The following is a 21,563-nucleotide window of genomic DNA, read 5'->3' on the forward strand; positions in this document are numbered from 1 at the left end:
GATGAGTAACATCAGGGAAAGTGGGGATTACACAGTATGAAAGCAACAGGAATTGTGCGTCGAATTGATGACCTAGGAAGAGTTGTCGTCCCTAAAGAAATCAGGCGAACGTTACGTATTCGTGAGGGTGATCCACTCGAAATCTTTGTTGATCGTGATGGAGAAGTGATTTTGAAAAAATATTCACCGATTAACGAGTTAAGTGAATTTGCCCAAGAATACGCTCATGCACTTTTCGATGCGACGGGTTATAAGGTGTTGGTATCTGACCGTGATGAGTATATTGCAGTCGCAGGTGCATCGAAGAAATCGTACTTAAAGCAACCCATTGGAGAAGCGATTGAAAAAGCGATGGAAAATCGGGATTCAGTTGTTGAGCGACAGACTTATTCCGTTGACTTAGTTCAAGGTCAGGAAGAATCACTTGCGTCGTTTATCATCCAGCCGATTATATCTAATGGTGATCCCGTCGGGAGTATTGTGATGTTTGCTGAGGAAGGAACGCTCGCAGATGTTGAAATTAAAGTGTGTGAGACGGCGAGTAACTTTTTGGCTCGACAAATGGAGTAATTGTTTCGTGATGGTCCGTTCTTGAACCTGTTTTATGCTATAATAGTGATGTATTAAATTCAGAAAGAGGTTTATTATGTCGCGGGCGGATCAATGGTTAAAAGGTACAATTATTCTTACAATTGCAGGTTTTATTGGTAAGATATTAGGTATGGTGTATCGCATTCCTTTACAAAACTTAGCAGGTGATGAAGGGTTATATATTTATCAACAAATTTATCCATTGATCTCGCTAGCATTAATGTTATCAATTTATAGTTTTCCGAGTGCGATCTCTCATACCTTATCCTATGAGCTCAATCAAAACGCCCAGGCTCGTTTACGTAACGCGTCTGCGGTGTTTTATTTATTATGTGGCACTGGCTTTGTTATGGGTCTGAGCTTATTTTTACTAGCGCCTGAAATTATAGAATTAATGGGTGACCCCGCCTTATTATCAGCTGTACGAATGAGTAGCTTATTGTTTTTACTAATTCCTTTTACAGCCTTTTTTCGAGGGTGGTTTCAAGCGATGGGTCAGCCAGCAGCTGTGGCATGGTCCCAAATAACAGAGCAATTCATACGTGTGATTGGCATCATTGTTGCAACCATTTTGATCGCTCAGAATTCCACCTCGTTGTATACACTAGGTTATGTGGCGAGTCTCGCGACAATGGTAGGGACGATTGTCGCTTTTGCATTATTACTAATCTTATTTAAACAATCGCGATTTCGTCATCAGTTGTCTTTTGGGTTGCCGTTAACGGTTTCAAAAAAATTAGTGCAATCGCTCATGACAGGGATGATTATTTATAGTTTGACTCATATCTTGCATCTATTACTTCAGTTGGTAGATATCATGACAATGGTGCGAGGATTAGAACAATTTGGGTTAACCTTTGAACAGGCGAAAGTAGCTAAAGGTGTATTTGACCGAGGTAATCCGTTGATTCAGTTAGGTTTAGTGTTCGGATCGGCTTTAGCGTTTGCGATTGTTCCTGCTTACGAACAAGTGAGTGGACAGGTCTCTAAATTAGATGAGCGCCTCGCCTTTAAAGTGACGTGGTTGTTATCATTAAGTGCTGCAGGCGGATTAGTCGTGATTATGCCATGGCTGAATCCATTGTTTTATCAGTCTTCAGATGGGACAGGTGCGATTCAATGGCTGGTCATGCTTGTCTTTATCTTATCACTCTTAATGGCATTATCCGTTATGTTGCAGGCTTATCAGGTCCGTTTACAACAACTGATCGGAGTGGGCTTGTTGTTAGTGTTGAAAGTCAGTTTGAACGTATGGCTCATACCTATATATGGCATCATGGGTGGAGCGATTGCATCCGTCATTGCGAGCTTATTGGTTCTGATTCTTTGTTACATCGCTTGGATTAAACAGTCACAATTAACGAATTTACTCCCTTTTATGATTAAAGCGACTGGATTTGTCTTATTAATGGTGGCGCTCGTTTCATTGTTTTCGTTTGGCTTAGAGGCGATTGGGGTATTACAGGAAGATCAGCGATGGTTATTAAGTATTGCTGTCGTGTTGATGTGTGGACTTGGAGCGGTGGTGATTTTATCCATTATGACAAAGAGCAAGTTATTTAATACCTATGAACGGCAAACATTATCCCAATTACCACAGATAGGGAAATGGTTTAAAGACTAATAGAAAGTAGGGGTTGCATGGGACATATACATATTGTTGGACTTGGTGCTGGTACGGTTGATCAATTACCATTAGGCATTTACCGACAACTCATAAAACATGAAAGCGTTTTAACTCGAACGCTTGATCATCCAGTTATTCATGATCTGCAAGCAGAAGGTGTCACATTTTCTAGCTACGATGAAGTTTATGAGGCGAATAATCAATTTGCGAGTGTCTATGAAACTATTGCTAAAGATTTAATCAAGCAAGCCGGACAAAAAGATATCATTTATACAGTACCAGGGCATCCAATGGTCGCTGAAAAGACGGTGCAGTTATTGTTAGAAACAGAGCAGGACGAGCTGACAGTTTCAATTGAAGGTGGGCAGAGTTTTATCGATCCACTCTTAACAGCCGTCAATGTTGATCCAATCGAAGGGTTTCAATTATTAGACGGAACAGCTCTCGATAGACATGTGATTCAATATGAGCAACATCTTTTAATTAGCCAAGTGTTTGATACCGTCACGGCCTCTGATGTGAAGTTGACGTTGATGGAGGATTTGCCACATGATTATCCTGTTACCATTGTTCATGCAGCTGGAAGTGATCAAGCTTGGCAGCGAACAGTCCCATTATATGAACTTGATCGGAATTTTCCGGTGAGTAATTTAATCACGGTTTATGTACCGCCTCAATCACGTGATCAGTTACACCACACGTTTACAGCTTTGCGTGAGGTCATTGCAAGATTACGAGGGCCAGGAGGATGTCCTTGGGATCAGAAGCAAACGCATGAATCACTTCGTCCTTATTTGATTGAAGAAGCGTATGAAGTGATTGAAGCGATTGACCAGCAGGATGATGATCATCTAGCTGAGGAGTTAGGGGATGTTCTCCTTCAAGTGATGCTCCATAGTCAAATTGGTGAAGATCACGGTTATTTCACAGTTGATGATGTCATTCGGAATGTGACTGACAAAATGGTTGAACGCCATCCTCATGTCTTTGGCGATGAAGATGTAGATTCTGCTGATGATGTAAAACGGAATTGGGAAGAAATTAAACAGCAAGGTCGTCCGAAACAAGAGTCAATATTAGATGATGTGAATGAGTCACTACCTCGCTTACTATTGGCAAAAGAAGTTCAAAAGAAAGTTTCTAAGGTTGGATTTGATTGGAAAGAAGCTCAACCAGTTATAGCGAAAGTTTATGAAGAATTAAAGGAATTTGAACAGGCAGTGGCGAATGAAACAAGTGATGAAGCGGAATTAGAGTTAGGAGATGTCTTATTTTCGCTTGTGAACTTAGCACGTTATTATCGTATCGACCCAGAAGTAGCACTTAATAGAACGTGTTATAAATTTATTCAAAGATTTCAAAGCGTTGAAAAACGTGTGAAAGAGAGTAATCAAGCGTTAACGGACTTGTCTTTAGAAAAGCTTGAGGAGTATTGGCAAGAGATTAAAAGAAATCAGCAATGAGGTGACATGATGCGCTTAGATAAATTTTTAAAACTATCACGCTTAATTAAACGACGTACAGTTGCGAAAGATGTAGCGAATCAAGGCCGTATAGAAGTTAATGGTCAACCAGCTAAAGCATCATCTGACCTTACAGTTGGAGATGAAGTTATGATTCAGTACGGCCATAAAAAATTAGTTATTCAAGTAGAATCCTTACAGGAACATGTGAAAAAGGATCAAACAACACGTCTATACACAGTCATTAAAGAAGAAAAAGTTGAAACAAATGATTAATTGATGCATGAACTCTTATTGCTAGTCATAAGATGGCTAGTGAATAGGAGGGGTAGACATGCCATATGAAAAATCACTCTATCAACCAGAGCGCGAGGAAAAACGAGAGCATGCTGTGACTTTGACTGATCGAAAGGAATTGAAGTTAACAGGGGTTTTGGATGTCGATAGTTTTGATACAGAGGAATTTCTGTTAAAGACATCACTAGGGTACTTGATGGTGCGCGGCCATAATTTGCATATGAAGAATTTGAATGTTGATGAAGGGTTGCTCACGATTCAAGGTAAAATCTATTCATTTGATTATATCGATGAGTCTAAACAACAGCCAGCTAAAGGATTCTTTAGCAAGTTATTGAAATGACGCTAACAACACAATTCACCACGATGCTCGTCCTTATTCTATGCGGATTACTAATCGGTGCTATATTTGATGTGTACAAGCAGTTGGTTCGTCCGCATGCTTTTAAGAACCGATTAGTAATTGATAGTTTATTTTGTGGGTTAGTTGGGGTATGGTTATACTATATCTTATTTCAACTTAACGGAGGAGCACTGCGATTTTATTTTATAATCGCCTTAGCTCTAGGTATTTCGATATACTATGCGCTATTTCAAGACATATTTCTACGATTTTTTGCGTATTTTCTGAATCTTTTGTCCGCTTGTTTTCGAGCTATTTATCAGCTCATAAACCATGTGATTGTTAAACCTATAACGTGGATTGTCCGTGTATTGGCGGGCATAGTCGTTTTTGTTTTGAGTATTGTATGGCGAGTAATAGTGACTTTATTTAAGCTGATTAAGCTATTGCTGGCACCATTTCTGCCGAGAATAGTAAAAAAGTACCTTAAACAGTTCGTCGAAACTTGCGATAATAGAATTAGAGTTGTGTGGAAAAAACTTGGGCTATTCATAAAGAAAAGGAGGCGTGCAGGGGATGTTCAAGAAGAAGAAAAGAATGGATAATGTTGAAAAGTTAGATTCAACATACGTTAAAGAACAAGAAGCTTATCTTGCTCGAAAGCGAAGAGAGAAAAAACTTCTGAAACGTCGCTTAATCGCCTTTGGTTTACTTTTCTTATTAGTAGCCGGTACACTTTCAGTTTATTATGTACAACAACAAGCTATACATGAAGATAAAAAAGCAGAACAAGAACAACTTCAAGCGGAATTAAAAACAGCTAAGGATGAACAAGAGCGATTAGAACGAGAAGTTGAATTATTAAATGACACTGATTATTTATTACAAATCGCACGGAAAGATTATTTCTTCTCGCGTGAAGGAGAAGTAATTTTCAACTTGCCTGAAGACAGTGAAGAAGGTGAGCCTTCTTATTGACACTTTTAATCGAGCTTATATATAATGATAAAGAGTAGATTTTCTTATTATTATTAAGGAGGAGCATTTTCTTTATGTCAGTTGAAGTAGGCAGCAAGTTGCACGGTAAGGTGACCCGCATTACAAATTTTGGAGCTTTTGTTGAGCTTCCAGATGGGTCAACTGGCTTGGTCCACATTAGTGAGGTGGCAGATCAGTTCGTTAAGGACATTAGCGAACACTTATCCGTCGGTGATGAGGTCGAGGTTAAAGTTTTAAATGTAGAAGATAATGGAAAGATTGGTTTATCCATTAAAAAGGCGGATGTGAAATATGAGCGCGAAGAACAGAAGAAACGCGCAGAAAACTTTGAATCAAAAATGAACAAATTTTTAAAGGATAGTGAAGATAAGATGTCCTCACTTAAAAAGCATACGGAATCTCGCCGTGGTGGACGTGGTGCTAAAAGAGGGTAATTTTGCTGTCTATTTAGGTTCGTCAATATATAGCGATTTTAGAAATGCCACAACGGAACATTGTTCTGTTGTGGCATTTTTTATTATGGCTCTAAATATTTGTTGGGGTATAAGTACAATTTAGGTCAGGTTTGTGAGTTTTAATAGCTAATAACGGTATAAATAGTACATTATTTGTTTCAATAAAACTTCTGCCGAATTTATTAAATCTTCAGCAAGTGATAATTATTCACCTGGGGGCACCATCAACTATAATCTTAAATAAATTGTTTTTTCTTCATTACTTAGATCGTAGATACAATTTTTTCAATAAGTAAAATGAAATGATGCTTTTAAGTTTCTTGTTCAAATAACGGGCAGGTTACTTGAAGAAAGAATTAGTTTTTTATAAGTTCTTCATATAGATGGGAGTGGTTTAAATTGTTTGTTGGTCGAACTTTATATTTATTGGGAATGGCTTTCGTCTTCTTTAGTGTAGTGGTAATGATTATGGTTCCTTTTTCAAATGGTGGTGGAGGTATAACACTTCCGATATTTGCTTTACTAAATGGATTTATCGCAATGGGTGTCGGAGATATTGTTATAGATTTAAATTACAGGAAAAAGGTTGAAACGATGCACAAAGAATAAGGTATGTCTATTTCACTAACGGGTGTGTTAGCCTACAAGCAAATATTATAAAAATATCAACATTGAACTTTAACAGATCCTTAACATAAAATTCCACAAATCTTTTCTAAATAATCCAGAACAAATTGTCCTTGGGATCACAAATAATACAGCGTTTAAGAATCGTTTTAAAACCTTCATTGCAAGCTGTAAATAAATCTTGTTATATCAATGAAAATAAGAATACGAAATGTTATTCGAATTTTATTCCTACTTAGTTTGTTATTTATTACTTTCTCTTGCAGGACTGGAACGAATGGAGTTACTCAAGTCTGTTATTTTCGTATTTATAAAATGATCAAGCATACATAAAAAGCCCGACATTGTTTTAAAAACAATGTCGAGCTTCATTTTTAGTGACCCGTACGGGATTCGAACCCGTGTTACTGCCGTGAAAGGGCAGTGTCTTAACCACTTGACCAACGGGCCTCAGTATTAAAAAAGTGGCGGCGGAGGGAATCGAACCCCCGACCTCACGGGTATGAACCGTACGCTCTCGCCAGCTGAGCTACACCGCCAAGTTTTAAACCTGCTCTGTTGAGCACAAAGATTATAGTACAATACGAGAATGCATGTGTCAACAAGATTTCAACGATTTCTCTTGTAAATTTTGTTGATGTTCATCAAGCCATGTAAAAGCATGTACCCTAAATCATATTTGTACGCTTAATTCATCAATTAACGAAAGGAAAAGTCGAAAAATTTTTCCATTGCTACTCGTGATTTTGACAAAGTTTTAGTCATATTCGTGATTAACTGTGCATATAAGGGGTGGTGATGACGTGAGTTCTCTATCAAAACGATCTATATTCGCCAGTAATCGTCGCCTAAACGAAACGATGCCAGTACTTAATAGAATGGCAAAGTTTTTCTATCAATTGATGATTACGTACGGACTATTATGGTACTTATTAGGGTTATTATTAGGACGAGCCATTATATTATCGGAAATTTCACCGTTTGCGATTGCTTTTTTGGCTGTTACAGCAGTTACAAAACGGTCGTTTGCTCCGTTGACGATGTTGTGTATGATACTAGGGGCTTTGACTGTTAGTATCCCACACGCAGTTTTTATCAGCTTGAGTAGTTTGTTGATGCTGATGATTGACCATCATTGGGGACAAACACGTTCAAAACGTCTAAAGTGGCTGGCATTGACGAGTGGTGCGAGCGTTATATTGGCAAGGCTAATGATCATCGCTTTTCAAGGTGTTTTTACGGTTTATGATATGACGATGTTTGTGATTGAAGGTACGCTTGCTGGATTTCTAGTGATGGTATTTTTGCAAGCGTATCCATTTAATTCTCTAAAACCACCGCGCGCGAAGTTCAAAGTAGAAGAAATGATCTGTGCCATGATATTAGCGACGGCTGTGTTAACGGGTATGGTTGGATTAACCATCAATGGTATTGCGATTGATCAGATCATGGCGATTTATGTTGTGTTATTTGCTGCTTTAGTAGCAGGTACGACTGCGGGTTCGGCTGTCGGTGTAATGGTTGGTTTGATGTTGAGTTTGACAAGTGCTATTGAACTTTATCAGATTAGTTTATTAGCACTCATCGGTTTATTAGCTGGCTTATTAAAAAATGTTAACAGAACTGTGATGACGTTCGGTGCACTTATTGCTGCATTATTAATTGGTATTTATAACATTGAAATGATGTCGCTACACAATCTGTTATGGCAAACTGTCATAGCAGCAGGTTTATTTTTGCTGACACCATCTATGCTCGGTAAGAAAGTGGCTAAGTATGTTCCAGGAACGGAAGAAGCACAAGCTGAAAACGAGCATTATTTACAAAAAGTTCGTGATGCAACAGCGAACCGGGTAGAACGATTCTCTGAAATGTTTGAAGCTCTATCGGATAGTTTTGCTTCGATTGAAACGGATACAACAAAGTTTGATGACATGCATGACGTGGATGAGTATTTGAGTCGGGTGACGGAGAAGACGTGTCAAACTTGTCTTAAGAAACAAAATTGTTGGGTGAATCAATTTGATCGTACTTATCCTGTATTAAAGCAAATGATGATGGCGATTGAAGAACGAGATTCATCACAACTTAATTTTCAAATGGGGAAATTGCGGAATTTCTGCGTGAAAAGTGATCAAGTCGTGGATCAAATGCGTTATGAATTTTCATTTTATAAAGCGAATAAGCGTTTAAAACAACAAGTAAGAGAAAGTCGCCAGTTTGTATCGGAACAACTTAATGGTGTATCAGAAGTGATGAACAATTTCGCGACAGAAATGGTTAAGGAACGAGAAGATTATGTTTGGCATGAACAAATGATTCGCCGCATGCTGTATGAGAATCGTTATTCATTGGAGCATTTGGAATTATTTTCGATTGATAAGGGTAATATTGATTTAGAAATGACAATTTATTTTAACGATTATCACGGAGAAGCGGAAAAAGTAATTGCCCCGCTTTTATCGGATTTATTAAATGAAACAGTTGTGGTAGATGAAGAGACGGCTTCTTCAGAACGGCATGGTGACAGGACGTTTGTCTTTAGTTCGGTGAAAAATTATCAGTTGGCTTCAGGAGTAGCTCATGCGGCGAAACAAGGCAATCTATTATCTGGAGACACGTATATGACGTTGCCTTTAGGTAAGAGTCGTTTTGTGTTAGCGATTAGTGATGGTATGGGGAATGGCGAACGGGCTTATTTAGAAAGCTCGGAAACATTGAAGCTACTTAAACAAATTTTACAATCGGGTATTAATGAACAAGTCGCTTTACAGTCGATTAATTCGATTCTATCGTTGCGAACATCTGATGAGATCTATGCGACGCTTGATTTGGCCGTGATTGATTTACAAGAACCACATGTGAACTTTTTGAAGATTGGTGCCATGATGAGTTTCATTAAAAGAGGCGATGCTGTCTACCCTATTGAATCGGGTAACTTACCAATTGGTATTTTAGAAGAATTCGATGTGGAACCTGTTTATGAATCGCTTAAAGATGGCGACTTACTCGTTATGGTGAGTGATGGCATTTTAGAGTCTGCGGCAACTGAAGATAACCGGGAAATGTGGTTAAAACGGAAAATTCGTGAGCTCGAAACAGATGATCCTCAAGATGTGGCAGATTTAATATTAGAAGAAACGATTCGTAGTCATCATGGAGCTATAGTCGATGATATGACCGTGTTAGTGACAAAAATCGAAAAAAGTCGTCCGAAATGGGCTTCATTCTCTTCAGTAGCTACGGTTTAATGACGTATATTTCTATTTTTGGCTGTCAACAATGATTGTAAATGTTGAAGGAGGCGTTGGCAGTTGAATAAAGGTAGTGTTAGTCAAATTCTATTAATCACAGATGGTTGTTCAAACCAAGGTGAAGATCCAGTGGCTGTTAGTCGTCACATTGTATCAACAGGGGTATCTGTTAATGTGATTGGTGTATTAGATGATGATCAAACAGAAGAACCGATTGGTTTGCGTGAAGTCAATGAAATAGCTGAAGCAGGTAAAGGGGTTAGCCGGATTGTATATGCGGATGATTTATCAGAAACAATGCAAATGGTCACTCAGCAAGCTATGACGCAAACGATTCAAGGCTATGTGAATCAAGAGCTAAAAAGTATTTTAGGTGATGAAACAAATGAAGAGGCTTTGCCACCTGAGACAAGGGGTGAAGTACAAGAGGTTATGGAAGATTTAAGTGAAACAGTTGATTTAAATATGGTGATTCTAGTGGATACGAGTGCTAGTATGCAAACGAAAATGTCTGCTGTGAAAGAGGCCCTAGATGATTTAATGATTAGTTTAGATGCAAGACAAGGTCAATTTATGTATACAGTTTATCAATTCCCAACTCGTAAGCAAGTCGTCAAATTGCTGCTTGATTGGACGGATGATGGTAAACGAATTGCCAAGGTATTTCCGAAGTTTGCTGTGGGAGGGATTACCCCTACTGGTGCAGCATTGCGTGAAGCGGCAAAGGCCTTCCATATTAGTGAGCAAGATGATGTGATGAGAGGGGCAGCATATGATGTCATCGATCCATCCTACCGTTCGTCTAGCTAATGGGACGAGGATTAATGGTCTGTGGCATAATCGACAGTATCATATTAAACAGCTATTAGGTGAAGGTGCGCGAGGGTCTACTTATCTTGTTGAAGCATCGGGTAAGAAAATGGCCTTAAAAATTAGTCGCGATCCATCCGTTGTCACGGCTGAAGCTAATATTCTAAAGAAATTACAGCGGGCCCAAAGTGTTTCACTTGGGCCTTCTTTAATCGATGTAGATGATGGTTATCTTCCTAATCGAATGAAGCAAAGCTTTTATGTGATGGAATATGTGCAAGGTAAACCTATGACGTCACTAGTGGGGAAGTTATCATTAGTTGATCTTGGCCGATTAATGTCACGTCTTTTATCTGAACTTCATCAGCTCCATAGTATGGGTTATATTTTCGGTGATTTAAAGTTAGATAATATGATATTTGACGATGGCCTTAAAAGAATTCGGTTAGTGGATGTTGGAGGGGTTACTCAAGTAGGACGTGGTATTCGTGAATATACGTCCATCTATGACCGAGGGTTTTGGCGGCTAGGCGGACGAAAAGCGGATCCAACTTACGACTTATTTGCATTGGCGATTTGTTTGATGCACGCAGAACGCCCGTTGAAATTTGATTCAAACGGTCAGCAACAAATGCTTTGGCGTTTCTTATCTAGTAGCAGGCGGATCACGCCCTTTCAACAAGTCATTAAACAGGCTTTGTTAGGGAAATACCGTGATGCTTTGCATATGAAACGCGATCTTGATCTAGCTTTGCAACAATTAAGCCTTTCTCGCCCAGTCCAAGGTCGTACCACTAAAACAAATACCCAACGCATCAGTGAACGTGACTTAATTACATTGAGTGGGATGGTGGCGTTTAATGGGTTAATGATCTATATATTATTATAGTCGATCCCGCTGTTAATTGAATGAGGATTTGGTATAATGGTACGATAAAGTGGTGATGAATGATCAAAAAGGGCGGCTTGTCTTATGGAAGAACAAGTAAAACAATTTATCCAGGAGCAGGGGTTGATTCATAAGGGAGATGAACTTTATGTAGCTGTATCAGGTGGCGTTGATTCGATGGCATTACTCCATTTATTGTACAGCATGCAATCAGAATGGAATTTATCCCTGACAGTCTTAACGGTGGATCACCAGCTACGCGGCGAAGAATCTGCCGCGGACAGTTTATTTGTGGCTAATCAGGCTGCCGACTTATCCATTCCTTGTCGTGTACTTAAAGTTGATACTAAGGCTTATCAACAAAAGAACCAAACAGGTGTGCAAGAAGCGGCGCGAATTTTACGCTACGACGCTTTCGCGAAAGAAGTGAGTGAATCCGGAAAACTCGTTTTAGCCCATCATGGTGATGACCAAGTTGAAACGATGTTCATGCGTCTAAGCAAAGGTGTCCTCCCAAGAGGCATGGACGCTAGTAAGCAATTAGATGCGCTTCACGTCATACGCCCTTTGTTAACAGTGAGTAAAGAACAGATTAAGGATTATGTGAATCAACATTCGATCTCTTTCCGTGAAGACCCAAGCAATGCTTCGGATCATTATACGCGCAATCGTTTCCGTCATCAGTTATTACCATTTGTTCAATCAGAAAATCCTAATATACATAATAGTGCTATGGATCTTCATCATGAATTATCCGAAGATCATCAGATGTTAAATGAATGGGCTGAGGAACGTATGGGGTTGATCAGCCAATTTTGTGAACAAAAGGTGACCTTTTCAATTAATTCTTTTAAGGCATTGCCATTACCTTTACAAAGGCGAGGCTTTCATCTAATATTAAACTATCTTAGTGTAAGTAATCAGTCTTATCGCCATGATTTTCAGTCATTTAAAATGTGGCTAGAATCGGAAGCTCCTAATAGTGAGTGGACATTGCGACAAGGTTTGAAAGCCATTAAATCTTACGATACGTGTACTGTAACAACCCAGACGTTCGAGCCGAATAGTTACGCGATTCCATTAAATGTTGGTGATATGCATCGGCTACCAAATGGTTGGACCATACAAGTTCAAGAGTTGAGCTCTGAGAACAGTAAAACAATCGATTTAAACCCTCACATTGTCGTTGGATCAAAATCGGATGTGACATGGCCGCTAACCGTTCGGACAAGACGTCCAGGTGATCGAATACGTCCTAAAGGATTAAATGGTCATAAAAAAGTAAAGGATATCTTCATTGATGAAAAAGTTCCTTTACATGAGCGTGATACATGGCCGGTGGTAACAGATGCAGATGGTCGTGTATTGTGGATTCCATTATTAAAACAGAGCGATTGGGCTGATTTATCGGATACACATCATATCATACTTTCAATTGATGAAAGTGAATCATAGGGGGATTTGTTTTGCATAATGAAATTAAAGAAGTGTTGATTTCTGAAGAGGAAATTCAAGCTAAAGCAGAAGAATTAGGAGCGCAAATCACACGTGACTTTGATGGGAAGTTCCCTCTGGCAATTGGTGTTTTAAAAGGTGCCATGCCGTTTATGAATGATTTATTAAAGCGTGTTGAAACGCATGTTGAAATCGACTTTATGGATGTCTCAAGCTATGGCGGCGGAATGGAATCATCTGGGGAAGTTCGTATCGTGAAAGACTTGGATACGCAAGTTAATGGTCGTGATTTATTGATCATCGAAGATATTATTGATAGTGGCTTAACGTTAAGTTATTTAGTTGATTTATTTAAATATCGTCAAGCGAATTCCATTACGATTGTGACATTGTTAGACAAGCCATCTGGACGTAAAGCTAATGTGTTTGCAGATATTGTTGGTTTTGAAGTACCAGACGCCTTTGTTGTCGGCTATGGACTTGACTTTCAAGAGCGTTATCGAAACCTTCCATATATCGGGGTTTTAAAAGAAGAGATTTATTCGTAGTTATTGTTTGAGGTAGGTAAAATAATTATGATAACATAAGTTTAGTTTTGCACTTAAATAATGAAACAAGCAATGAACTATAGATGATGGGTAGACAGCTTAGTTTGCACATAGCTTAGGAGGAGGTTAGTGATGAATCGGGTGTTCCGAAATACCATATTTTACTTAATAATCTTTTTAGTTGTCATCGGAATTATCGGAATGTTGAACAATCCGAGTCCGGAAACGGAACAACTCACTTATGATGAATTTCAAGAGGTCTTAGAAAATGGCCAAATTGAAGAATTAAACTTACAATATACGAACTTTGCGTATGATGTAACAGGTGAATATCAGCCTGGTGATACGGGAGAAGCTGAATCATTCCGTGCTGAAATTCCAGCGACTGAAGAAATCGTTAATAATGTTGTGGATACAGCTCGAGATCAAGGGTTAGTCGATGTTCAGGCAGCTGAAGAACCAAGCGCTTGGGCGCGATTTTTTACAACGCTTATTCCATTTTTAATTATCTTTATCCTGTTCTTCTTCTTACTTAGCCAAATGCAAGGCGGCGGCGGCCGTATGATGAACTTCGGTAAGAGTAAGGCGAAGATGTATACCGAAGATAAGAAGCAGACCAAATTTAATGAAGTAGCAGGTGCTGATGAAGAGAAACAAGAGCTTGTAGAAGTTGTTGAGTTCTTGAAGGATCCGCGTAAATTCTCTGAATTGGGCGCACGTATTCCAAAAGGGGTCTTACTCGTTGGCCCTCCAGGTACTGGTAAGACATTACTTGCGAAGGCAGTAGCTGGTGAAGCGGGCGTACCGTTCTTCTCAATCAGTGGTTCTGACTTCGTTGAAATGTTTGTTGGTGTTGGTGCGTCACGTGTTCGTGACTTATTCGAAAATGCGAAGAAAAACGCACCTTGTATTATTTTCATTGATGAAATTGATGCAGTTGGACGTCAGCGTGGCGCTGGTGTCGGCGGTGGCCACGACGAACGTGAACAGACATTAAACCAATTACTTGTTGAAATGGACGGTTTTGGTGTCAATGAAGGTATTATAATGATGGCAGCAACAAACCGCCCAGACATTCTTGACCCAGCGTTATTACGTCCTGGTCGTTTTGACCGTCAAATCCCTGTTCAGAACCCAGACGTTAAAGGACGTCAAGAAGTCTTACAAGTCCACGCTCGTAATAAACCGTTAAGTGAATCAGTGGACGTTAAGGCGATTGCGTTAAGAACACCTGGGTTCACAGGTGCAGACCTAGAAAACTTATTAAACGAGGCAGCTTTAGTTGCTGCACGCGCTGACTCGAAGAAGATTGAAATGGAACACGTTGACGAGGCGATTGACCGTGTGATTGCAGGTCCTGCTAAGAAGAGCCGTGTCATTTCTGATAAAGAGAAAAACATTGTTGCATACCACGAAAGTGGACACACGGTTATTGGTATGGTCCTTGATGAAGCTGATATGGTTCATAAGGTTACAATCGTGCCACGTGGCCAAGCTGGTGGTTATGCGGTTATGCTTCCTAAAGAAGACCGTTACTTCCAAACGAAACCAGAGTTGCTTGATAAGATTACAGGCTTATTAGGTGGTCGTGTTGCTGAAGAATTAATCTTCGGTGAAGCAAGTACTGGCGCTCATAATGACTTCCAACGCTCAACTAATATTGCCCGTAAGATGGTAACTGAATTCGGTATGAGTGAGAAGTTAGGTCCATTACAATTTGGTAGTTCTGGAGGCCAAGTCTTCTTAGGTAAGGACATTCAGAACGAACCGAATTATAGTGATCAAATCGCTTATGTGATCGACCAAGAAGTTCAAGCAATTATTAATGATTGTTATGAACGTGCTCACAGTATCTTGTCAGAGCATAAAGAACAATTAGAAATCATTGCGAAAACATTACTTGAAGTTGAAACACTTGATGCTCGTCAGATTAAAGGTCTTTTCGAAGATGGCGTATTACCAGAGCCACTCGAAGAAGATGTGGTTGATGAGACTTCATCTGATCAAAAATCTGAAACGACTGAAACAAATGGTCAAGATGATTCAGATGACAATCAAGATGTTCAAGTTAATATTCAATCAAAAGATGAATCGTCAGATGAGAATGTTTCAAATGAAACACCTAATGATGATACTGCTTCAGATAATGAAACATCAGATGACGATCGTCGTAAAGAATAATCAAATGATCCCAACCTACCCTAATAAAGTTAGGGTAGGTTTTTTGTTGTTGGTTTAGTGAAAGTTATTGTTGTTTGGAATGTATTATGAGCTCATAGTTGTTGAATTGTGAGGAGCGAAGGTGGCGACTCCAGGTCGACTAAGTTCGGTCACGTCCTGCGCCTGCGAGTACTCGGCGCAGAATTAGGCAAAGAAGCTTATGAAATCAGCTTTTGTGACCAACGTCGACATTAGCCCGTCCGGGGCGTCACGGGAAAAGCACGTGTCTCGAGACCCCCAGAGGGCCGCAGGATGTGGGTCACTTCGGCGTTTGTGATTGACGTCCGGCATTTAGCCGAAGTTCCTTTAATTGCCGAGGAGGCTCGAGCCGTGCCCCTGCATAGAAAACACTGTGAAAAACGAACGTAGTGAGATTGAGCAGATGTTGCACTTGTGCCCTATGGGTAAAAGCGTCCACCGAAAGCGGATCACAATTCAACAACGGACTATAACAGAGGATACCGCTGATTCATTGAGATTTTGAGTAGGTTTCACGACAAAAACTGAGTGTTTGTGGTATGATTTACGTTGAATGAAACATCAAGCTAATGACTCGTTATTAAATTGTTATAAAGAAATGGTGTGACAGTATGATATTTGTATTAGACGTAGGCAATACCAATACCGTTATGGGTGTGTTTGAACAAGACAAACTAACTTATCAGTGGCGCATTGCAACCGATCGTCATAAAACGGAAGATGAATACGCGATGCAAGTGAAAGCTTTATTACAACACCACGGTCTATCATTCGATGACTTTGATGGTGTGATTATTTCATCAGTGGTACCTCCGATTATGTTTTCTTTAGAAAAGATGTGTGAATACTACTTTCACTTGAAGCCATTAGTTGTAGGGAGCCAGCGCGTGGATGCTCATTTGAAAATGGCTTACCCGAATCCTCAAGAAATCGGTGCAGACCGTATTGTTAACGCAGTTGGTGCTATTAAAATGTATGGTGCTCCAGCTGTTATTATTGATTTTGGGACGGCTACGACCTATTGTTATGTCAACGAAAATGAAGAATATGTAGGTGGAGCAATTGCACCTGGAATCAATATTTCAACCGAAGCTTTATATGCTAAAGCAGCTAAGTTACCACGGATTGAGATTGGACGTCCACATCAAGTTGTCGGACAATCAACGGTAGAAGCGATGCAATCAGGGATCTATTACGGCTACGTCGGTCAAGTGGATGCTGTTGTGAATCAATTTAAAGCCCAAGCTAATCAAACGCCAACTGTTGTCGCAACAGGTGGTTTGGCTAGATTGATTGGTAAAGGGTCTGAAACCATTGATTATGTAGATACTGAACTAACATTACATGGTTTATATGAGATATATTGCGCAAACGAGAAAGGAGATTAATCATGAGTGATTATTTAGTTAAAGCAACTGCATTTGACGGTCAAGTCCGTGCTTATGCGATTGAATCAACACAATTTGTTAATGAAGCGTGCCGCCGCCATGACACATGGCCAACTGCATCTGCAGCCCTAGGTCGAACAATGACTATTACGGCCATGATGGGCGCGATGCTTAAAGGTGATGATAAGCTGACAGTTAAAGTTGAAGGCGATGGCCCGATCGGTGCGATCGTTGCAGACGGAAACGCCAAAGGTGAAATACGAGGTTACCTCAAAAACCCACATGTCGACTTTGATTCAAATGAATATGGCAAATTAGATGTTCGCCGTGCTGTTGGAACAAATGGTACGATTGGTGTCGTGAAAGATATCGGACTTAAAAATAATTTCACAGGACAAGTTCCGATTGTTTCGGGTGAAATTAGTGAAGACTTCACGTATTACTTTGTTACATCAGAACAAGTGCCATCAGCTGTAGGCGCAGGTGTCTTAGTTGATACAGATTATTCAATCTTGGCTTCAGGTGGTTTTATTGTTCAAATGATGCCTGGTGCAACTGAGGAGACGATCTCAATCGTTGAAGAACGGATTAATCAAATGACAACTGTTTCAACACAAATTCAACAAGGTAAAAAACCAGAAGACATTTTAGAGAGCTTTTTTGAAGGACATGAATGGCATATAGTTGAACAACAGGACGTTGAATTCAGCTGTTCATGTTCAAAAGAACGTACAGAGAACGCGATTGCTTCACTCGGAAATGAAGAAATTCAGTCGATGATTGAAGAAGATGGTGGAGCAGAGGCAACATGCCACTTCTGTAATGAAGTCTATCATTTATCAGCAGAAGAATTGAGCGAATTAAAGAGCTAATTTTTATGTTAGTGCGGAAAGGGGAATCTTCATGCAAGATACTCAGCCTATGAATCAGTCACTTCCATTATTCGATCAGACAATGGTTATGGGAATTCTAAATGTAACACCTGATTCATTCTCAGATGGTGGGCAGTTTAATGATCTAGAACGGGCTGTGGCACAAGCGGAGCAAATGGTAGCGGATGGTGCGACGGTGATTGATGTCGGCGGGGAGTCAACGCGTCCTGGACACACCCCTGTTTCAGTAGAAGAGGAAATTAACCGAGTGGTTCCAGTGATTCAAGCGTTAACTGAACATTTATCTGTTCCCATTTCAATCGATACGTATAAAGCTAAAACAGCTGAAGCTGCAGTTCAAGCAGGCGCGACAATCATCAATGACGTATGGGGAGCTAAACATGACCCAGAGATTGGTACTATTGCAAAGAAGTATGGCTGCCCTATCATATTAATGCATAATCAAACCGAACCAAATTATGACGATCTAATGGATGACTTAAAAATCTCCTTGAAGGGATCGATTGAAACCGTGAAACAACAAGGGGTTAAAGACGAACAAATCATTTTAGACCCTGGCGTGGGTTTCGGTAAAACACATCAGCAAAATTTACTCGTTATGAGACGTATGCAAGAATTAAAAACATTGGGCTACCCGATTTTACTAGGTACCTCACGTAAATCAGTTGTGGGTAAAACGCTGGATTTAACCGTTGAAGAGCGATTAGAAGGAACGATTGCAACGGTTTGTCAGGGCGTAAGCCAGGGTGTTGATATTGTACGGGTTCATGATGTAAAGGAAGTCAAACGTGCAGTAGACATGATGGATGCAATGCTTGGTAAAGGGTGGAATGAACATGGACAAGATTAAGTTAAATGGTATGATGTTTTACGGTTATCACGGTTTGTTTCCAGAAGAGAATAAGTTAGGTCAACGTTTTACAGTCGACTTAGAGCTTATGTTGGATTTATCGTCATCAGGTAAAACTGACAATATGGATGATAGCATTGACTATGGTCAAGCCTATGAAGTAGCTCAGGCTGTTGTTGAAGGTGAAGCGTATAATTTAGTTGAAGCCGTTGCTGAAACGTTGGCCGAAGAAATGTTTCGAGCATTTTCAATTTTAGAAGCGATTAAAATAACGATTGATAAACCAGGTCCACCAATCCCAGGTTATTACCAATCGGTTGCGGTTGAGATCGAACGGGAGCGCCCTTATGGCTTATCGTAGTTATATCGCATTAGGGTCGAATATTGAACCAAGGGAAGTTTACTTAAAAGAAGCAATTGAAGCTTTATCTCAAGATCAGGGCGTTGAGCTTATAGCGTTATCAAAGGTCTACCAAACCGCACCAGTTGGTTTTCTTGATCAAGCGGCCTTTCTAAACATGGTGGTTGCCGTTGATACCACCTATGAACCGTTAGAATTATTAACGTTAACACAATCGATTGAGGAGTCAGTCGGTCGTGAGAAAACATTTCGAAACGGGCCGCGGCAGATCGATTTGGATATCTTATTATTTGCTCAGGCGAAGTTAGAAACAGAACGCTTAACGATTCCTCATCCACGAATGACCGAGCGAGCTTTTGTGTTAGTGCCATTGTCTGATATAGCTAAGCATGAAAAAATTAACGATAAAACCGTTCAAAGCTATGTGAATGAACTTGATTCTGAGGAACTTGCTGGTGTAGAGTATTATGCAGAACATATTTGAATAAATGATGATCTAACCTTCTGTTTAACGCGCCAAGTGTTTAAACTAGATTATCAGGTATCGTGAAGGATTACTTAATAGATAGAGGTGAATACTGTGTCAGAAGAAATGAATGACCAAATGCAGATGCGACTTGAAAAGTTAAAAACATTACAAGAATCCGGCATCAATCCTTTTGGTGATAAATTTGAACGTACCCATCTAGCCAAAGATTTAGAGGCGCTTTATGATCAGTATAGTAAAGAAGAATTGGAAGAAATGGAATCTGAAACGTCAGTGACCGTCGCTGGACGTATTATGACGAAGCGGGGTAAAGGTAAAGCAGGCTTCGCACATATTCAAGATTTGTCAGGGCAAGTGCAAATCTATGTCCGTAAAGACCGAATTGGTGACGAAGCTTATGAGATTTTCCAATCAGCTGACTTAGGTGATATCGTTGGTGTTTCAGGTGTGATGTTTAAGACTAAAGTTGGCGAACTTTCCGTTAAGGCTGATTCATTCGAATTCTTAACTAAATCATTGCGCCCTTTACCAGAGAAGTTTCATGGTTTGAAAGACGTCGAACAACGTTATCGTCAACGTTATCTTGATTTAATCACCAACTTAGAAAGCCGAGATACATTCGTATTAAGAAGTAAAATCCTACAATCCATGCGCCGTTACTTAGATGACCAAGGCTTTTTAGAAGTTGAGACACCGATGATGCATTCGATTCCAGGTGGAGCATCGGCACGCCCATTCGAAACTCATCATAATGCTTTAGATATTCCATTGTATATGCGTATTGCGATTGAACTCCATTTGAAGCGTTTAATTGTAGGTGGTATGGAGAAAGTATATGAAATTGGTCGTGTCTTCCGTAATGAAGGCGTCTCAACACGCCATAATCCAGAATTCACGATGATCGAGCTATATGAAGCATTTGCTGATTACCATGACATGATGGATTTAACAGAAACGCTAATTGCTCATATTGCTCAAGATGTACTCGGCTCAACAACTGTAACGTACGGTGAACATTCAGTTGACTTATCATCTGGTTGGAAACGTTGGCACATGATTGATGCCATCAAAGAGTATACTGGAGTTGACTTCTGGCAAGACCTATCAGATGAACAAGCTCATACATTAGCGAAAGAACATGGTGTTAACGTAGAAAATAATATGGCGTTTGGTCATATCGTCAACGAATTCTTTGAACAAAAGGTCGAGGAACACTTAATTCAACCTACCTTTATTTACGGACATCCAGTTGCAATTTCACCGTTAGCTAAGAAAAATGATGAAGATGGACGTTATACAGATCGTTTCGAATTATTTATAGTTGGTCGCGAGTATGCGAACGCATTCTCTGAATTAAATGATCCAATTGACCAGCGTGAACGTTTTGAAGCACAAGTGAAAGAACGTGATGCAGGTAATGATGAAGCGCATTTAATGGATGAAGACTTTTTAGAGGCACTAGAATACGGAATGCCGCCAACAGGTGGTTTAGGGATCGGAATTGATCGATTAATCATGTTATTAACTGATTCACCATCAATCCGTGATGTATTACTCTTCCCGCAAATGCGTCACCGCTCTTAATTGATGATGTATAGATAAAGCCAAGACTTACCACACTAGTGAAGGTGTAGGTAAGTCTTTTTTTATGGTTTTGTAATCAAGAATAATATGATTTTCATTGAATGGAAAGTCGTGATGATAGAAGATGATTTGATAACTAACTTAGTGAGCTTTGGGTATTAAAAGAAGCTTTATTTGTCAGAATTAATTTACATTAACAAAACTATTGCGTATGACTTTCAGGCGTGATACATTATTAATTGTCGCGTTGAGAGACGCGCTAATGACAGTGATTTGAAGGAACATATAGCGAAATCAAATCACAAAATAACTATTGACTTTTCAACCAATAGTTGTTATATTAAAAAGGTCGCTTTTTGAGAGCCAAATCGATTTAAACAATCGATTAAAAAGATTAATAAAAAGTTGTTGACTTTCGGTTTTCAACTTGGTATATTAGTCAT

At 39.6% G+C, this 21,563-nt stretch carries 21 protein-coding genes and 2 tRNA genes; 21 read left to right on the plus strand and 2 right to left on the minus strand.

Annotation, left to right across the window (positions count from 1 at the left end):
* Positions 1-36: 36 nt before the first annotated feature.
* The 9 genes from spoVT (at position 37) to J2S77_RS02045 (ending at position 6,384) form a co-directional block, all read left to right on the plus strand.
* Positions 37-570, plus strand: coding sequence for a stage V sporulation protein T (spoVT, locus tag J2S77_RS02010; protein WP_306974150.1), 534 nt, complete (start codon positions 37-39; stop codon positions 568-570).
* Positions 571-646: 76 nt separating this feature from the next.
* Complete coding sequence (locus tag J2S77_RS02015; protein WP_306974152.1) at positions 647-2,215, plus strand: polysaccharide biosynthesis protein; 1,569 nt, start codon at positions 647-649, stop codon at positions 2,213-2,215.
* A gap of 17 nt (positions 2,216-2,232) precedes the next feature.
* Positions 2,233-3,681 (plus strand): bifunctional methyltransferase/pyrophosphohydrolase YabN, encoded by a 1,449-nt coding sequence (gene yabN, locus J2S77_RS02020; protein WP_306974154.1) that lies wholly within the window; start codon positions 2,233-2,235, stop codon positions 3,679-3,681.
* 9 nt (positions 3,682-3,690) lie between these two features.
* On the plus strand, positions 3,691-3,957 hold the full coding sequence (locus J2S77_RS02025; RefSeq protein ID WP_167262869.1) for an RNA-binding S4 domain-containing protein: 267 nt from the start codon (positions 3,691-3,693) through the stop codon (positions 3,955-3,957).
* Positions 3,958-4,015: 58 nt separating this feature from the next.
* Positions 4,016-4,321 carry a sporulation protein YabP gene (gene yabP, locus J2S77_RS02030; RefSeq protein WP_306974157.1) on the plus strand — a complete coding sequence of 102 codons (306 nt, stop codon included), beginning with the start codon at positions 4,016-4,018 and terminating at the stop codon, positions 4,319-4,321.
* Positions 4,318-4,926: a spore cortex biosynthesis protein YabQ gene (gene yabQ / locus J2S77_RS14420; RefSeq protein WP_370871764.1), complete on the plus strand. Its 609-nt coding sequence runs from the start codon at positions 4,318-4,320 to the stop codon at positions 4,924-4,926. The genes yabP and yabQ overlap by 4 nt, the downstream gene beginning before the upstream one ends.
* On the plus strand, positions 4,898-5,299 hold the full coding sequence (locus J2S77_RS02035) for an FtsB family cell division protein (RefSeq protein ID WP_306974159.1): 402 nt from the start codon (positions 4,898-4,900) through the stop codon (positions 5,297-5,299). Before yabQ ends, J2S77_RS02035 begins: the two co-directional genes overlap by 29 nt.
* Positions 5,300-5,373: 74 nt before the next feature.
* A complete protein-coding gene (locus J2S77_RS02040; RefSeq protein ID WP_306974161.1) occupies positions 5,374-5,754 on the plus strand; it encodes a S1 domain-containing RNA-binding protein in 381 nt (126 codons plus the stop codon).
* A 420-nt stretch (positions 5,755-6,174) separates the two neighbouring features.
* A complete protein-coding gene (locus J2S77_RS02045) occupies positions 6,175-6,384 on the plus strand; it encodes a hypothetical protein (protein WP_306974163.1) in 210 nt (69 codons plus the stop codon).
* A 396-nt stretch (positions 6,385-6,780) separates the two neighbouring features.
* Here J2S77_RS02045 and J2S77_RS02050 read toward each other — a convergent pair.
* Together J2S77_RS02050 and J2S77_RS02055 are read right to left on the minus strand one after the other, a co-directional pair.
* Positions 6,781-6,852: transfer RNA gene (locus tag J2S77_RS02050), tRNA-Glu, on the minus strand.
* 15 nt (positions 6,853-6,867) lie between these two features.
* A tRNA-Met gene (locus J2S77_RS02055) sits at positions 6,868-6,941 on the minus strand.
* A 264-nt stretch (positions 6,942-7,205) separates the two neighbouring features.
* Here J2S77_RS02055 and spoIIE point away from each other — a divergent pair.
* From spoIIE to lysS, 12 genes are all read left to right on the plus strand, one after another.
* Positions 7,206-9,653, plus strand: a complete 2,448-nt coding sequence (gene spoIIE / locus J2S77_RS02060; RefSeq protein WP_306974165.1) for a stage II sporulation protein E — start codon at positions 7,206-7,208, stop codon at positions 9,651-9,653.
* Between the two features lie 63 nt (positions 9,654-9,716).
* Positions 9,717-10,466 (plus strand): vWA domain-containing protein, encoded by a 750-nt coding sequence (locus J2S77_RS02065; protein ID WP_306974167.1) that lies wholly within the window; start codon positions 9,717-9,719, stop codon positions 10,464-10,466.
* A complete protein-coding gene (gene prkT, locus J2S77_RS02070; RefSeq protein ID WP_306974169.1) occupies positions 10,429-11,355 on the plus strand; it encodes a serine/threonine protein kinase PrkT in 927 nt (308 codons plus the stop codon). The genes J2S77_RS02065 and prkT overlap by 38 nt, the downstream gene beginning before the upstream one ends.
* 84 nt (positions 11,356-11,439) lie before the next feature.
* Positions 11,440-12,810, plus strand: coding sequence for a tRNA lysidine(34) synthetase TilS (tilS, locus tag J2S77_RS02075; protein ID WP_306974171.1), 1,371 nt, complete (start codon positions 11,440-11,442; stop codon positions 12,808-12,810).
* Between the two features lie 11 nt (positions 12,811-12,821).
* Positions 12,822-13,358, plus strand: coding sequence for a hypoxanthine phosphoribosyltransferase (hpt, locus tag J2S77_RS02080; protein ID WP_306974173.1), 537 nt, complete (start codon positions 12,822-12,824; stop codon positions 13,356-13,358).
* A gap of 132 nt (positions 13,359-13,490) precedes the next feature.
* On the plus strand, positions 13,491-15,539 hold the full coding sequence (gene ftsH, locus J2S77_RS02085; protein WP_306974175.1) for an ATP-dependent zinc metalloprotease FtsH: 2,049 nt from the start codon (positions 13,491-13,493) through the stop codon (positions 15,537-15,539).
* Between the two features lie 629 nt (positions 15,540-16,168).
* Positions 16,169-16,945, plus strand: a complete 777-nt coding sequence (locus tag J2S77_RS02090; protein ID WP_306974177.1) for a type III pantothenate kinase — start codon at positions 16,169-16,171, stop codon at positions 16,943-16,945.
* Positions 16,946-16,947: 2 nt separating this feature from the next.
* Positions 16,948-17,817 carry an Hsp33 family molecular chaperone HslO gene (hslO, locus tag J2S77_RS02095; protein WP_306974179.1) on the plus strand — a complete coding sequence of 290 codons (870 nt, stop codon included), beginning with the start codon at positions 16,948-16,950 and terminating at the stop codon, positions 17,815-17,817.
* Positions 17,818-17,848: 31 nt separating this feature from the next.
* Positions 17,849-18,688 (plus strand): dihydropteroate synthase, encoded by an 840-nt coding sequence (gene folP, locus J2S77_RS02100; protein ID WP_306974180.1) that lies wholly within the window; start codon positions 17,849-17,851, stop codon positions 18,686-18,688.
* Positions 18,675-19,049: a dihydroneopterin aldolase gene (gene folB, locus J2S77_RS02105; protein ID WP_306974182.1), complete on the plus strand. Its 375-nt coding sequence runs from the start codon at positions 18,675-18,677 to the stop codon at positions 19,047-19,049. The genes folP and folB overlap by 14 nt, the downstream gene beginning before the upstream one ends.
* On the plus strand, positions 19,036-19,533 hold the full coding sequence (folK, locus tag J2S77_RS02110; protein ID WP_306974184.1) for a 2-amino-4-hydroxy-6-hydroxymethyldihydropteridine diphosphokinase: 498 nt from the start codon (positions 19,036-19,038) through the stop codon (positions 19,531-19,533). The genes folB and folK overlap by 14 nt, the downstream gene beginning before the upstream one ends.
* Before the next feature lie 96 nt (positions 19,534-19,629).
* Positions 19,630-21,120, plus strand: coding sequence for a lysine--tRNA ligase (gene lysS / locus J2S77_RS02115; RefSeq protein ID WP_306974186.1), 1,491 nt, complete (start codon positions 19,630-19,632; stop codon positions 21,118-21,120).
* Positions 21,121-21,563: the final 443 nt, after the last annotated feature.

The sequence above is a fragment of the Alkalibacillus salilacus genome (assembly GCF_030812915.1).
Classification (GTDB): domain Bacteria; phylum Bacillota; class Bacilli; order Bacillales; family Alkalibacillaceae; genus Alkalibacillus; species Alkalibacillus salilacus.

Bases quoted from the DNA above. Each gene is read 5' to 3' on its own strand.
- spoVT (WP_306974150.1), top strand. From the start codon at position 37: ATGAAAGCAACAGGAATTGTGCGTCGAATTGATGACCTAGGAAGAGTT.
- J2S77_RS02015 (WP_306974152.1), top strand. From the start codon at position 647: ATGTCGCGGGCGGATCAATGGTTAAAAGGTACAATTATTCTTACAATT.
- yabN (WP_306974154.1), top strand. From the start codon at position 2,233: ATGGGACATATACATATTGTTGGACTTGGTGCTGGTACGGTTGATCAA.
- J2S77_RS02025 (WP_167262869.1), top strand. From the start codon at position 3,691: ATGCGCTTAGATAAATTTTTAAAACTATCACGCTTAATTAAACGACGT.
- yabP (WP_306974157.1), top strand. From the start codon at position 4,016: ATGCCATATGAAAAATCACTCTATCAACCAGAGCGCGAGGAAAAACGA.
- yabQ (WP_370871764.1), top strand. From the start codon at position 4,318: ATGACGCTAACAACACAATTCACCACGATGCTCGTCCTTATTCTATGC.
- J2S77_RS02035 (WP_306974159.1), top strand. From the start codon at position 4,898: ATGTTCAAGAAGAAGAAAAGAATGGATAATGTTGAAAAGTTAGATTCA.
- J2S77_RS02040 (WP_306974161.1), top strand. From the start codon at position 5,374: ATGTCAGTTGAAGTAGGCAGCAAGTTGCACGGTAAGGTGACCCGCATT.
- prkT (WP_306974169.1), top strand. From the start codon at position 10,429: ATGATGTCATCGATCCATCCTACCGTTCGTCTAGCTAATGGGACGAGG.
- tilS (WP_306974171.1), top strand. From the start codon at position 11,440: ATGGAAGAACAAGTAAAACAATTTATCCAGGAGCAGGGGTTGATTCAT.
- ftsH (WP_306974175.1), top strand. From the start codon at position 13,491: ATGAATCGGGTGTTCCGAAATACCATATTTTACTTAATAATCTTTTTA.
- J2S77_RS02090 (WP_306974177.1), top strand. From the start codon at position 16,169: ATGATATTTGTATTAGACGTAGGCAATACCAATACCGTTATGGGTGTG.
- hslO (WP_306974179.1), top strand. From the start codon at position 16,948: ATGAGTGATTATTTAGTTAAAGCAACTGCATTTGACGGTCAAGTCCGT.
- folP (WP_306974180.1), top strand. From the start codon at position 17,849: ATGCAAGATACTCAGCCTATGAATCAGTCACTTCCATTATTCGATCAG.
- folB (WP_306974182.1), top strand. From the start codon at position 18,675: ATGGACAAGATTAAGTTAAATGGTATGATGTTTTACGGTTATCACGGT.
- folK (WP_306974184.1), top strand. From the start codon at position 19,036: ATGGCTTATCGTAGTTATATCGCATTAGGGTCGAATATTGAACCAAGG.